This is a genomic window from Pollutimonas nitritireducens (assembly GCF_002849615.1).
GTDB classification, from domain to species: domain Bacteria; phylum Pseudomonadota; class Gammaproteobacteria; order Burkholderiales; family Burkholderiaceae_B; genus Pollutimonas; species Pollutimonas nitritireducens.
This window is the reverse complement of sequence record NZ_PDNV01000001.1, coordinates 203,984-216,334: the sequence shown is the minus strand read 5'-3', so window position 1 is coordinate 216,334 and position 12,351 is coordinate 203,984. Positions and strand designations below refer to the sequence as shown.

Below are 12,351 nucleotides of genomic sequence, written 5' to 3'. Positions count from 1 at the left end.
TGCACGTTATGACGCCCCGGCCCGTGCGAATTTGCCAAATTCGTGCATAAAATCGCAGCGTGTATGGGCTATTCCCTGCGCAACGCACCAAATCCGTGCACGTCGGCGGCCCAAAGGGCGCGGGTTTATAATCGCTGTGTTTTTGCACAGCGTCCCTGCCCATGGTTCCAGACCCACTCGCCACACCTGTCCAACGCCGGATTGCGCATCTGGACATGGATGCTTTCTACGCGTCGGTGGAGCTTTTGCGTTATCCCGAACTGCGCGGCTTACCGGTGGTCATCGGCGGGGGCGACAATGCACAGCCCTGCACGCTGGAAGACGGCACCCGCCTGTTCTCCCGACTGCGCGGCTATGTCGGCCGGGGTGTCATCACGACATCAACCTACGAAGCCCGTGCTCTCGGCGTATTTTCTGCCATGGGTACGATGAAAGCGGCCCAACTTGCGCCCGATGCGATTCTGCTTCCGGTTGATTTCGCGGCGTACAGACATTATTCGCGGCTGTTCAAGGCGGCCGTCGCGCGCGTCGCCCCTTGCATAGAGGACCGCGGCATCGATGAAATCTATATAGACCTCAGCGACCTTCCCGAGCCGACTTTGCCACTGGCGCAGCGCATCAAGGAGGCGGTCGAGCAGGCCACCGGGCTGTCCTGCTCCATCGGGATTTCGCCCAACAAATTGCTGTCAAAAATCGCTTCCGACCTGGACAAGCCGAATGGCCTGACAATTATCGGCCCGGGCGACCTGCAACGCAGGATCTGGCCGCTACCCGTGGCCAAGGTGAACGGTATCGGACCCAAAGCCAATGTGAAGCTAGCCGCCATTGGCATACACACCATTGCGGATCTCGCCAAGGCTCCGGCTGACTTGCTCCAGGAACATTTTGGCCTGACCTATGCGCGATGGCTTATGAATGTGGCGCAAGGCATCGACGATCGCCGCGTCGTGACGCACTCAGAACCGAAGTCCATCAGCCGCGAAACCACTTTCGAACGCGACCTGCATGTGACGCGCGACCGCCCGGCCTTGTCCCAGGTCTTCCTGCGTTTGTGCACACAGCTGGAATCCGACCTGTTGCGCAAAGGCTATGTCGGGCGCACTATTGGCATCAAGTTGCGATTTGACGACTTTCGTACCGTCACCCGGGACCTGACTTTGCCCGCGTATACGCGCGACGCTGGCGTCATACACCGTGCGGCGGGACAGTGCCTAAAGCGCATTACGCTCGATCACAGAATCCGTTTGCTGGGCGTACGGGTCGGAAGCCTGTTGCCCGGGACTCATGTCGCAAAAGAAGCGCAGCTTCAAGAGCCACGTCAGTTAAGCTTGTACTGAAGTCTTCGTTTTATAACGAATTAATTTCTTTATAAATATCGTTATTACTTTTAGAAATTTATAAGTAATAATCCGGTAGTTATAAGTTCATTGAAAGCTTGCTAGGATGGTGCTTTCCCGACCCTTAGGCAGAATAAAAATGAAGCTATCCCGATTTGTAGGCGGCTTGCTGGCCGCCGGTGCAACCGCTTTCTCGGTCCTGGCCGCCAACGGCGTCCATGCTGCCGACTTGCTTGACGCGGTCAAAGAGCGTGGCACGCTGATTGTCGGCGTGGAAGGTACATATCCGCCCTTCAACTTTGTAGACGCCAAGACCGGCCAGCTCGATGGCTTCGATATCGAGGTGTCCAAGCTGATCGCCGACAAGTTGGGCGTAAAAGTCGAGTTTGTCAAGACGGAATGGAGTGCCATCCTGGCCGGCCTGAGCTCGGGCAAGTTCGACGTAATCTTGAATCAGGTCGGTATTACGCCTGAACGTGAAAAGACGTTTGAGTTCTCCGTCCCCTATGTCGCCTCCAGTCCCCAGTTGATCCTGCGCAAGAACGACGACAGTGCCTACAAGAGTTTCGCCGATCTCAAGGGCAAGCGGCTGGGTGTATCCCAAGGCAGCAACTACGAAGCGCTGGCCAAGGCGCAGGAAGGCGTCGAGGTCAAGAGCTATCCGGGCGCACCAGAGTATTTGTCCGATCTGGTCAGCCAACGTGTCGATGCAGCCCTCAACGACCAACTGATGACCGCCTACCTGGTCAAGACATCCAATATTCCGATCAAGGGTGGGGCCATCGTGGGCGAACCGAAGTTCAACGGAATTCCCTTCAGAAAAGGAAATCCGGAATTCCGGGCGACCTTGAACAAGGCCCTCCAGGATTCCTTTGAAGACGGCTCATTCTCCAAGATATCGAACAAATGGTTTGGCATCGACGTCAGCAAGGTCCAGGCACCCCAATAAGTCATGGATCTCGTCGAATTATTGATCCTGGCCGCCCCGATATTGCTGAAGGGCACGGGTTACACGCTGATTTTCGCGTTTGCGGCCATGTTCGGCGGGTTACTGGTGGGATTCGTCCTGGCGGTCGCGCGCATCGTTCCCAGCCGTTGGTGCAGCGCGCCTGCCGCACTGTATGTCAGCATGATGCGTGGCACGCCTTTGCTGGTGCAGGTGTTCATTATTTATTATGGCTTGCCCAGCATCGGCATTTCGTTCGAGCCGCTGACGGCGGGTGTACTGGCGCTAAGCCTGAACGCGGGCGCCTATATCTCTGAAAGCCTGCGAGGCGCCATTCTTGGTATTTCGCGCGGACAATGGTCGGCCGGCTACAGCCTGGGCCTGAACTACGGCCAGAATCTGTACTACGTCGTAATACCGCAGGCTATGCGACTTGCTGTCCCGTCCATGAGCAATACGTTGATCAGCCTCATCAAGGACACATCGCTGGTGTCTGTCATTACCGTGACCGAGCTGCTGCTTGCCACCAAAGACGTTATTGCAACGACCTTCCAGCCCTTGCCTCTTTACCTGGCGGCCGCTTTCATCTACTGGATGCTCAGCCTGGGCCTGGAACACATACAGCGCCGCCTCGAAAGGCATTTCAGCCGCATGGTGGCAACCTGATTTCCGGTCAAATATTGAATTCCAGCTCGGCGGTATCGCCGGTCCGCAAACGGGGCTCCGCAAGGGCTCCAGTACCGTTGCCTGCACCGTTACCGGGCCCGGCACCAGCTACCACAGCATTGACGCCAAACAAAATTCCTTCGGCGAAGCGCCGATAGGACGATAAGGTGAGTATGGGCTCTGGGCTGAACTCTGCGGTGGCCTGATCGATTCCCGGTATGGGGCAGCGGGCGCAGCGCTTGACGAAGGCGAATTTCAGCGTCCCGATTTGCATGCTCGCCAGGTAGTCTTCTTCGTAAGCGTCCAGGCCTTGCACCACAATATTGGGTCGAAAGCGATTCATGGGAATCGGAGGATGTCCTTTGCTTTCCAGTTGCTGGTTCAACGCATCGAGCGAGCCCTGGTTGGCGACAAGAAACGGAAAGCCGTCGGCAAAGCCGAATGCATGATCGGCCGGAAAATCCGGGGTGTGTTCACGGTGCTTGCGGCGCCATGCATTGACATGGTCACGGCTCGCCAGCCGTTCGGCCAGCGGATGTACACGTAAGAGGCGACATGGTACCCCCATGAAGTCGCCCAGCCATAGTGCCGCCGCATCGCCTTCGTCAAGGCCGAGGGTATCGCTGCCAAAAATGCGTACCGAGACAGGTGGTGGAGCAGGCGTATCGTGGGCCGGCACCACCTGGAGGGTCGGCATCCCGGGGGCGTTCAAGGTCAAGGTGCCGTCCCCGAGCGCGGGCTGGATCAGCGCCATTCTGGCATACTGGCGTTGGGTCATGAAAACGCCTTGTCGATCCACGATGACCCATTGCCGGTCAAATGCGAGGCCCGCCTGGGTCAGGCCGATGTCAGTGTGGGAAATACCGCCACACGATTTGACTGGGTAGCTGTGTAAACTCAGGATGGTGACAGTCATGGCTGACGCGCGCTAATAGCAGGCCGGAAGCACGACCCATGTAGCGCATAATAGCGCCTGCCTGCAATTGTTGTGAAGGAATACCATGCCCGCGAAAGACTGGCTGGCTGCTCTTGTAGTGGTCGTCGCATGGGGTCTGAACTTTGTCGTGATCAAGCAGGGCCTGAGCGAGATTCCGCCGCTGCTCCTGGGCGCCTTGCGGTTTTCGTTCGTCGCATTTCCTGCTGTCTTCTTCATCAAGCGCCCCGCACTCCCCTGGCGCATCATAATCCCGTACGGATTGACCATTAGCCTGGGCCAGTTCGTCTTCTTGTTTACAGCAATGTATGTCGGCATGCCGGCGGGCCTGGCTTCACTGGTTTTACAGGCACAGGCCTTCTTCACTGTCTTGATGGCAGCGCTCTTTCTTGGCGAAAAGGTGCGCAGCCATAATGTACTGGGCATGGTGGTGGCGGCTATGGGACTGCTACTCATCGAGCAGGGCGCCATGCCGGGCAGCGTGCCGATACTAGGCTTCGTCCTGACGCTGGTGGCCGCACTAAGCTGGGCCTGCGGCAACATTGTCACGAAAGGGGCGGGCAAGATCGATATGCTGAGCCTTGTCGTGTGGGGCGCGCTGATCCCACCAGTGCCATTCTTCATGCTGTCGTGGATTTTCGAGGGTCCCGACGCAATACACGCCAGTCTTGCCGGCATTACGTATGTGGGCGTGCTGGCAGTTTTCTACCTGGCCATGATTGCGACCATCGTGGGGTATGTGCTGTGGGGGCGTCTACTCAGCCGACATCCGGCCAGCAAAGTTGCACCCTTGAGCCTACTGGTGCCACCGATCGGATTGATATCGGCTGCCGTCTTCATGGATGAGCATCTCGCCGCCATCCAGTGGTTGGGTGGTGTATTGGTCATGCTGGGACTGGCTATAAACGTGTTCGGCCCGATGCTGTGGAACCAGCTGCGCAAGTCCAGACTGTTACTGCGTTAGAATTTGCAGATTGTAGCCGTGGCCGGATCTGCCATGGCCCCGCTGCAGCCATGGCTGCCGTCACTTCTTTTTCTGAATACAGGATGCCAATATGAAATTTGATCGGTCGGGTGTGGATGCGCTTATGGAAATTACGTCGCGCCCGGAGCTGGTGTTTATCCGCGGGCAGGGCTCATGGCTTGAAGATCACACTGGCAAGCGATACCTGGATTTCATCCAAGGCTGGGCGGTGAACTGTCTTGGCCATAGTCCCGCCGAAATCGTAAAGGCCGTCAACGAGCAGGCCGCGCTACTGATCAATCCGTCCCCCGCGTTCTATAATCTGCCGTCCATGGAACTGGCCAAACGCCTTACTGGCGCGTCGTGCTTCGATCGTATTTTTTTCGCCAATAGCGGTGCCGAGGCCAATGAAGGGGCCATCAAGCTTGCGCGCAAATGGGGCCGTCTGAATCGCAAGGGCGCCTTCAAGATCATCACGTTCGAGCATAGTTTCCATGGTCGCACGATAGCCACCATGTCGGCATCGGGAAAGCCCGGCTGGGACACGCTGTACGCACCGCAGGTAGAGGGCTTTCCCAAAGCTCGTTTGAACGACCTGGAATCGGTCCGCGCGCTGATCGACGACCAAACCGTTGCCATCATGCTGGAGCCAGTCCAGGGCGAAGCCGGCGTCATACCCGCCACTAGCGAATTCATGCACGGCCTGCGCAAGTTGGCCGATGAGCACGGCTTGTTGCTGATTGTCGATGAAGTCCAGACAGGCATGGGACGTACCGGTAAGTTGTTCGCCTATGAATTGTCGGGCGTAACGCCCGACATCATGACATTGGGCAAGGGCATCGGAGGTGGCGTGCCGCTAGCCGCACTGTGTGCCCGCGAGGCGGTATCGTGTTTCGAGCACGGTGACCAGGGCGGTACCTACAACGGCAATCCATTGATGACTGCGGTAGGCGTGGCGGTGTTTGACGCGCTTACCGCGACGGGCTTCATGGATGCCGTAAATGCGCGCGCCCGGCAGTTATCTGAAGGATTGATGGCCTTGTCGGCTAAATGGGGCATGAAGGGCGAGCGCGGAGAAGGACTGCTGCGCGCGCTGATGCTCGATCGCGACGATGGTCCGGCCATCGTGGAAGCGGCACGTGATTGGACCCCCGAAGGCATGTTGCTGAACGCGCCGCGTCCCGGCCTGTTGCGTTTCATGCCGTCCCTGAATGTGACGGCCCAGGAAATCGACCTGATGCTGGATCGACTGGATGAAGTCATTACCAAGGTGCGCCGTTAGGAGTTTCGTCTGGCCCGCGCGCTGGCGCGCCGGCCAGACCGCGCCGTGACCCTGCCTACCCGAACCATACGGGACCAGCTAAAATATTAGTATATTCCGACGTGAATTAATGCTTTTTATTTGGAAACTACTATGGGTTTGCCTATGAAGCCGAACATCGAGCTCGACCGTGGCCGGCATGCAGCCCCGCAGTTATACGAATTGCTGAGGGCCCAGATCGTGTCGCTGGCGCTGGAGCCGGGTGCACCTTTATCGCGCGTCCAACTGTCGGCCGAATTCAACGTAAGTCAGACGCCCGTACGGGAAGCACTATTGAAGCTGACTGAAGAAAAGCTGGTGGATGTTTTTCCGCAAGCCGCGACGCGGGTGAGCCTCATCGATATTGAATTTGCACAGGAAACACATTTCTTGCGTCGTGCCATCGAGTTGGAGATCGTGCGGGAACTGGCATTGAGCCGGCCGCCACAATTGATCAACGAATTGAAAGTCCTGCTGAGCCGGCACGAAGCGTTGCGTGATAAACCCGATCTGGCCGGCTTCTCTCAGACCGACGAGGCATTTCATCGCTGCATGTACCAGGCAGTGGGACGGGACGGATTGTGGTCACTGGTTCATAGCCGCAGTGGCCATATCGACCGTTTGCGTCGTCTGCACCTGCCCGCGCGCGGCAAGCTGGAGCGCATTATCAGTGACCACGCGCAGTTGCTTGCTGCCATAGAGCGCGCCGATGTGCAGCAGGCCCAGGAGGCACTGCGTACACATCTATCGGGTACGCTGGAATATGTCGAAAAAATCCGTCAGGCTCACCCCCAGTATTTCACCAGGCGGTGAGCAGCAACACTGGTTATGCCTGCACGGACGCCGCTTTCACGGTCTGGCGCCATTGATGCAATAGCGGTTCTGTGTAACCGTTAGGCTGTTCCAGCCCCTTGAACACCAAATCGCAGGCCGCCTTGTAGGCCGCCGACTTCTCGAAATTTCCGGCCATGGGCTGATAGGCTGGATCGCCGGCGTTCTGACTATCGACAACTGCGGCCATGCGCTGCATGGTTTCAGTGACCTGTTCCTTGCTGACAATATTGTGGCGCAGCCAGTTGGCCATGTGCTGGCTGGAAATCCGCAGCGTGGCGCGGTCTTCCATAAGACCGATGTTATGAATGTCGGGTACCTTGGAGCAGCCTATGCCCTGGTCGATCCAGCGCACGACGTAGCCCAGGATACCCTGGGCATTGTTGTCGAGTTCTTCCTGGATTTCCTGTGCAGACCAATTGGTGTCGGTGGCTACCGGAATGGTCAGGATCTTGTCGAGCAGCGGGTCGGACTTGCCTTCCATGCCGCGCTGAATTTCCTGCACATCGACCTGGTGGTAGTGCAGGGCGTGCAAGGTGGCCGCCGTGGGAGACGGAACCCAGGCGGTGTTGCCGCCAGCTTTCAGATGCCCAATTTTCTGGGCGAGCATGTCGGCCATGAGATCCGGCATGGCCCACATCCCCTTGCCGATCTGGGCCTTGCCGCGCAAGCCGCATTCCAGGCCGACCTGGACATTGTTGCGTTCGTAAGCGTCGATCCAGACGCTGCGCTTCATGTCGCCCTTGCGCACCATTGGCCCGGCCTCCATGGAGGTGTGCATTTCGTCGCCGGTGCGGTCCAGAAAGCCGGTGTTGATGAAGGCGACGCGTTCGGCGGCTTGCGCAATGCATGCTTTCAGGTTGGTGCTGGTGCGTCGCTCTTCGTCCATGATGCCCATTTTGATGGTATTGGGCGCCAGGCCCAGCAGGGCTTCGGTGCGTGCGAAAAGCTCGCTGGCAAAGGCCACTTCATCGGGGCCGTGCATCTTCGGTTTTACGATGTAGATGGAACCGCTGCGTGAATTGCCGCCTTTTTTAAGGTCATGCATGGCGATGAGCGAGGTGAAGACGGCATCAAGGATGCCTTCGGGTATTTCGGCCCCTTGTTCGTCGAGTATGGCAGGGTTGGTCATGAGATGACCGACGTTGCGGATGAACATCAGGGAGCGGCCATGCAGTTCGCGTGTCTGGCCATTGGCATCGGTGTAGCGGCGATCCGGATTCAAGCGACGTGTGAAGGTCTTGCCGCCCTTGGAGACTTCTTCGACCAGCGTACCGTTCATCAGGCCAAGCCAGTTCCGGTATGCGCAGACTTTATCTTGTGCGTCGACGGCAGCAATTGAGTCTTCGCAATCCATGATGGTGGTCAGGGCCGATTCCATGAGCACGTCTTTGATGCCGGCGCTGTCTTGCTGGCCGATGGGGTTGGTGTTGTCGATCTGGATTTCGAAATGCAGGCCGTTGTGCTTGAAAACAAGGGCTTCGGGCGCAGAGGCTTCGCCGCGATGACCCAGGAACAGCTCGGGCTTCGCAAGCGTGGTGTGCTGTTCTTCACCCAGGGTGACCCTGAGGCGGCCGTTTTCGACAGTGTATGCAGTGGCATCGACGTGCGAACCTTGGGCCAATGGAATGCTGTCATCGAGAAATTTGCGGGCGAATGCTATGACCCGGGTGCCGCGTACTGGATTATAGGCACCGGCCCGCGTAGCGCCGTCTGCCTCCGAAATGGCGTCGGTGCCGTACAGGGCGTCGTAAAGGCTGCCCCACCGGGCATTGGCCGCATTCAAGGCGTAGCGGGCGTTGGTGATGGGCACCACCAGTTGCGGGCCTGCCTGCTGGGTGATCTCGTCGTCTATCTTGCTGGTGCTGACCGCCACCGCAGCGGGGATTTCCTTCAGGTAACCGATCTGGCGCAGGAAGGACTGGTAACCGGACGCATCGGTGATTGGTCCCGGATTCTGACGGTACCAATTGTCGAGTTCTGCTTGAAGTCGATCGCGTTCGGCGAGTAGTTGCCGGTTTTTTGGCGCCAGGTCATGCACCAGCTTATCGAGCCCGGACCAGAAGACATCGGAAGCGACGCCGGTACCGGGCAGGGCTTCCTGCTCGGCAAATTCGTGAAGCTCGCGGGCCACTTGCAATCGTCTGCATGAAATTCGGGCGGTCATGGTACGTCCTTTGATAGTGAAAAAATGGCCAGGCGCGCAAAGCCATGGGCCGGGAATCCTGCCGTCTAATGTATAGGCGTTGTAACGTGGAACGGGTAGACTGTTGTGATGGCGCGCACCTATTATGGCCTCTGGCGGACCAGGACTCAACACCATTCCTAGTCATAGGACCTGGTACTGAAAGTACCTAATCCTTCGTTAACAGTGCCTTATTCCATTATCAAAGTGCATTAGTGTGTAGCCTATTTTGGCCTTTCCACGACAAAGGATAGCTCATGAAGAACCAAGTTAAATTGATCGGCGCCCCTTCCGCATTGCTGCTCCTGGAAGGCTGGTCTGCGCTGGAAGGGCGCGATGCCATCACTAAGACGTTTATATTCAAGAATTTCAATGAAGCGTTCGGCTTCATGACCTGCGTAGCCATGCAGGCCGAAAAACTGGACCATCATCCTGAGTGGACGAATATCTACAACCGGGTTACGGTGACCTTGTCCACACACGATGCCAAGGGCGTCACAGAACGCGACGTGGCGCTGGCGCTGTTCATGGATCAATTGGTATAAGCGACGGAATACCGATGCATTCGACGCCCTGACTACAAGGCCGATGGTCTGTCACGAAGCGGCGCCCGGCCCTAACAAGGCCACCATCGCCGAAACCGTTGCCACCGACAACACAGTTGAGATCAGTATGGCTCCGGAAGCCGTCTCCGGTTCGCGCTCATACAGCTTCGCCAACATGAAAGGACCTGTGCCCACCGGCAGAGCGGCCAGCAGAATGGCGGTGCTGGCCCAGAGCGGCGGCATATCGAATACCCAGCGCACCAGCACAAACGCAATCAGCGGGTGCAGGACCAGTTTCAAGGCCACAATCCGCCACACCGGAGTCAGGTGCAGCGTCAACCGGCCCTGTGCCAGGAACAGGCCTATGGTAACTAGCGCGCAAGGGCTGGCGGCCGCGCCCAGCAGGCCCGTAAATTGCAGCACGGCATAGGGCAGTGGTATCTGCAAGGCGGCCACGATAGCGCCGAGCACGGGGGCGGCGACCAGTGGATTGCGCAACAGCGACATGGCGACCTTGCGCGTGGTGACGCGAACACTGCCCGTTCCCAGCAGATCGACCTCGATCAGCACGATGGAAAATGCGAACAAGCCGCAGGCAGTCAATAGGATGGCGATGATGACGGGCGGCAGGCTGTCGGGGCCAAACACCATGAGACATAAGGGGATGCCCATGAACCCGGAGTTCGAATACGACGCCGCCAGGCCTTCGATACTGACATCGGCGAGCCTGCCGCGGCGATGTCGATCCAGCGCGTACGAGGTGGCAAACACGAAGGCGATAGCCAGGAAAGAAGCGGCTACATAACCCGGCTGGTTGACCTGTTCCCAAGTAATCTGTGCCATCGCCTGGAACAGCAAAGCCGGGAGTGCCATCCATACAACGAATTTATTAAGGCTGTCTACCGCGCCCGCACCTAAAAGCCGTTTTCGCCCACTGATATAGCCGATAAGTATCAGCGCAAACAGAGGGAATACGGCGTTGATGATGACGCTCAAGGTGGGCTCCGGCCAAGGCAGGTTGAATGTCCGGTATTAGAGCAAATAAATTCCATCCGCGTTTCGCCTTGGATCTATAAGTGCGATTTCAGGTGTTTAGTGTCATAGTGCGTTTCTATACTGTTATTTTGTCTGTGAGCCGCCATGTTCGATACACTCAATTCCGACACGCCTACGCTGTTGCCGCCCCTCATTCCCTTTGCCGGCTTCATGGATCCGGCCGCCGCGGTGGAAAGGCTGGTCGAAATCTATGATCGCAACACGGCATTCATACGTGAGGCCTTTGCGGAATATGCGAAGGGGCGCTTCACGCCCATGCAGCGGGTGCGTGCCTATTATCCGGCCATACGTATCAAGGTCGACACGTATCAGGGCGTGGACAGCCGCCTGTCTTACGGCCACGTCGTGGAGCCTGGCGTCTACATGACCACCATCACGCAGCCCGGCCTGTATTTCGATTATCTGCTCGAACAGCTGGGCCTGCTGATCAAGAATCATGGTGTCCCGGTGGAAATCGGCGAATCCGATCTTCCCATACCCTTGCATTTCTCGTTTACCGACGGACAGTATGTGGAAGGGGTCTATTCGGACAAGTTGGGCGATTCGCTGCGCGATCACTTTGATGTGCCGGACCTGTCCGTGACGGACGACGCCATCGTCAATTGCACCTGGGAAGGTAAGCCGGAAGAACCCTTGCCTCTTGCGCCGTTCACCGCGCCGCGCGTGGACTATTCGCTGCACCGGTTGCAGCATTACACCGCCACGGCCCCGGAACACTTCCAGAATTTCGTGCTGTTTACCAACTACCAGTTCTACATCGACGAATTTTGCCAGTGGGCCAAGGAAATCTTGGCTTCTGGCGGGAGCGGTTATACCGCGCTGGTCGAGCCGGGCAATCTCATAACCCCAGCCGGACCGGACGCCGAGCGTACCGGCCTGCCCTTGAGCCGCATTCCACAAATGCCGTCCTACCATTTGGTGCGCGACAAGCATATGGGCATCACTCTGATCAACATCGGGGTAGGGCCGTCCAATGCCAAGACCATTACCGACCACGTCGCCGTGCTGCGTCCCTCGGCCTGGTTGATGCTGGGGCACTGCGCCGGATTGCGCACCACGCAGCGACTGGGCGACTACGTATTGGCCCATGGCTATGTGCGTCAGGATCACGTCTTGGACGACGACTTGCCCAACTGGGTTCCCGTTCCGCCCTTGGCGGAAATCCAGATCGCGCTGGAAGAGGCGGTCGCCGAGGTGGCAGGATTGTCGGGCTGGGAACTCAAGAAGATTATGCGCACGGGAACAGTGGCCACCATCGACAACCGCAACTGGGAGTTGCGCGATCATCGTGAACCAGTGCAGCGCCTGTCGCAGTCGCGCGCCATCGCACTCGACATGGAATCAGCCACCATTGCAGCCAACGGCTTTCGCTTTCGCGTGCCTTACGGCACCTTGTTATGCGTGTCCGACAAGCCGTTGCATGGGGAGCTCAAGCTGCCTGGAATGGCCAGCGATTTCTACCGTACACAAGTGAACCAGCACTTGCACATCGGTATTCGCGCATTGGAAAACCTGCGCGAGATGCCGCGCGAACGCCTGCATTCACGCAAGCTGCGCAGCTTCATCGAAACCGCATTCAAGTAGGAG

At 57.8% G+C, this 12,351-nt stretch carries 11 protein-coding genes; 8 read left to right on the top strand and 3 right to left on the bottom strand.

Annotated elements, in window-relative coordinates:
* The first annotated feature begins 161 nt into the window (after positions 1 to 161).
* From dinB to CR155_RS01015, 3 genes are all read left to right on the top strand, one after another.
* On the top strand, positions 162 to 1,337 hold the full coding sequence (gene dinB, locus CR155_RS01025) for a DNA polymerase IV (RefSeq protein ID WP_102068150.1): 1,176 nt from the start codon (positions 162 to 164) through the stop codon (positions 1,335 to 1,337).
* Between the two features lie 139 nt (positions 1,338 to 1,476).
* A complete protein-coding gene (locus CR155_RS01020; RefSeq protein WP_102068149.1) occupies positions 1,477 to 2,286 on the top strand; it encodes a transporter substrate-binding domain-containing protein in 810 nt (269 codons plus the stop codon).
* Positions 2,287 to 2,289: 3 nt separating this feature from the next.
* Positions 2,290 to 2,949 carry an amino acid ABC transporter permease gene (locus tag CR155_RS01015; protein WP_102068148.1) on the top strand — a complete coding sequence of 220 codons (660 nt, stop codon included), beginning with the start codon at positions 2,290 to 2,292 and terminating at the stop codon, positions 2,947 to 2,949.
* A gap of 7 nt (positions 2,950 to 2,956) precedes the next feature.
* Here CR155_RS01015 and CR155_RS01010 read toward each other — a convergent pair whose 3' ends face one another.
* Positions 2,957 to 3,865: an MOSC domain-containing protein gene (locus CR155_RS01010; protein WP_102068147.1), complete on the bottom strand. Its 909-nt coding sequence runs from the start codon at positions 3,863 to 3,865 to the stop codon at positions 2,957 to 2,959.
* A gap of 85 nt (positions 3,866 to 3,950) precedes the next feature.
* Between CR155_RS01010 and CR155_RS01005 the strand changes: the two genes are divergently transcribed.
* The 3 genes from CR155_RS01005 to CR155_RS00995 all read left to right on the top strand — a co-directional run bounded on the left by CR155_RS01005 (position 3,951) and on the right by CR155_RS00995 (position 6,960).
* Positions 3,951 to 4,847, top strand: coding sequence for an EamA family transporter (locus CR155_RS01005; protein WP_102068146.1), 897 nt, complete (start codon positions 3,951 to 3,953; stop codon positions 4,845 to 4,847).
* Between the two features lie 91 nt (positions 4,848 to 4,938).
* Positions 4,939 to 6,129 carry an acetylornithine transaminase gene (locus CR155_RS01000; protein WP_102068145.1) on the top strand — a complete coding sequence of 397 codons (1,191 nt, stop codon included), beginning with the start codon at positions 4,939 to 4,941 and terminating at the stop codon, positions 6,127 to 6,129.
* A 132-nt stretch (positions 6,130 to 6,261) separates the two neighbouring features.
* Positions 6,262 to 6,960: a GntR family transcriptional regulator gene (locus CR155_RS00995; protein ID WP_102068144.1), complete on the top strand. Its 699-nt coding sequence runs from the start codon at positions 6,262 to 6,264 to the stop codon at positions 6,958 to 6,960.
* A 13-nt stretch (positions 6,961 to 6,973) separates the two neighbouring features.
* Here the strand turns inward: CR155_RS00995 and CR155_RS00990 are convergent, their stop codons facing one another.
* A complete protein-coding gene (locus tag CR155_RS00990; RefSeq protein WP_102068143.1) occupies positions 6,974 to 9,145 on the bottom strand; it encodes a malate synthase G in 2,172 nt (723 codons plus the stop codon).
* Between the two features lie 275 nt (positions 9,146 to 9,420).
* On the opposite strand from CR155_RS00990, the gene CR155_RS00985 reads away from it, so the two are divergent.
* Entirely contained in the window at positions 9,421 to 9,708 is a 288-nt protein-coding gene (locus tag CR155_RS00985; RefSeq protein ID WP_102068142.1) for a 4a-hydroxytetrahydrobiopterin dehydratase, read from the top strand.
* Between the two features lie 51 nt (positions 9,709 to 9,759).
* Here CR155_RS00985 and CR155_RS00980 read toward each other — a convergent pair whose 3' ends face one another.
* The gene (locus tag CR155_RS00980; protein ID WP_102068141.1) at positions 9,760 to 10,704 is read right to left on the bottom strand and encodes an AEC family transporter; all 945 of its coding nucleotides are present in this window, start codon (positions 10,702 to 10,704) and stop codon (positions 9,760 to 9,762) included.
* Positions 10,705 to 10,848: 144 nt separating this feature from the next.
* Here CR155_RS00980 and CR155_RS00975 point away from each other — a divergent pair, with 144 nt between their 5' ends.
* Entirely contained in the window at positions 10,849 to 12,348 is a 1,500-nt protein-coding gene (locus CR155_RS00975) for an AMP nucleosidase (protein WP_199171640.1), read from the top strand.
* Positions 12,349 to 12,351: the final 3 nt, after the last annotated feature.

Excerpts from the sequence above, each read along its gene's own strand:
- dinB (WP_102068150.1), top strand. The coding sequence starts at position 162 with ATGGTTCCAGACCCACTCGCCACACCTGTCCAACGCCGGATTGCGCAT.
- CR155_RS01020 (WP_102068149.1), top strand. The coding sequence starts at position 1,477 with ATGAAGCTATCCCGATTTGTAGGCGGCTTGCTGGCCGCCGGTGCAACC.
- CR155_RS01015 (WP_102068148.1), top strand. The coding sequence starts at position 2,290 with ATGGATCTCGTCGAATTATTGATCCTGGCCGCCCCGATATTGCTGAAG.
- CR155_RS01010 (WP_102068147.1), bottom strand. The coding sequence starts at position 3,865 with ATGACTGTCACCATCCTGAGTTTACACAGCTACCCAGTCAAATCGTGT.
- CR155_RS01005 (WP_102068146.1), top strand. The coding sequence starts at position 3,951 with ATGCCCGCGAAAGACTGGCTGGCTGCTCTTGTAGTGGTCGTCGCATGG.
- CR155_RS01000 (WP_102068145.1), top strand. The coding sequence starts at position 4,939 with ATGAAATTTGATCGGTCGGGTGTGGATGCGCTTATGGAAATTACGTCG.
- CR155_RS00995 (WP_102068144.1), top strand. The coding sequence starts at position 6,262 with ATGGGTTTGCCTATGAAGCCGAACATCGAGCTCGACCGTGGCCGGCAT.
- CR155_RS00990 (WP_102068143.1), bottom strand. The coding sequence starts at position 9,145 with ATGACCGCCCGAATTTCATGCAGACGATTGCAAGTGGCCCGCGAGCTT.
- CR155_RS00985 (WP_102068142.1), top strand. The coding sequence starts at position 9,421 with ATGAAGAACCAAGTTAAATTGATCGGCGCCCCTTCCGCATTGCTGCTC.
- CR155_RS00975 (WP_199171640.1), top strand. The coding sequence starts at position 10,849 with ATGTTCGATACACTCAATTCCGACACGCCTACGCTGTTGCCGCCCCTC.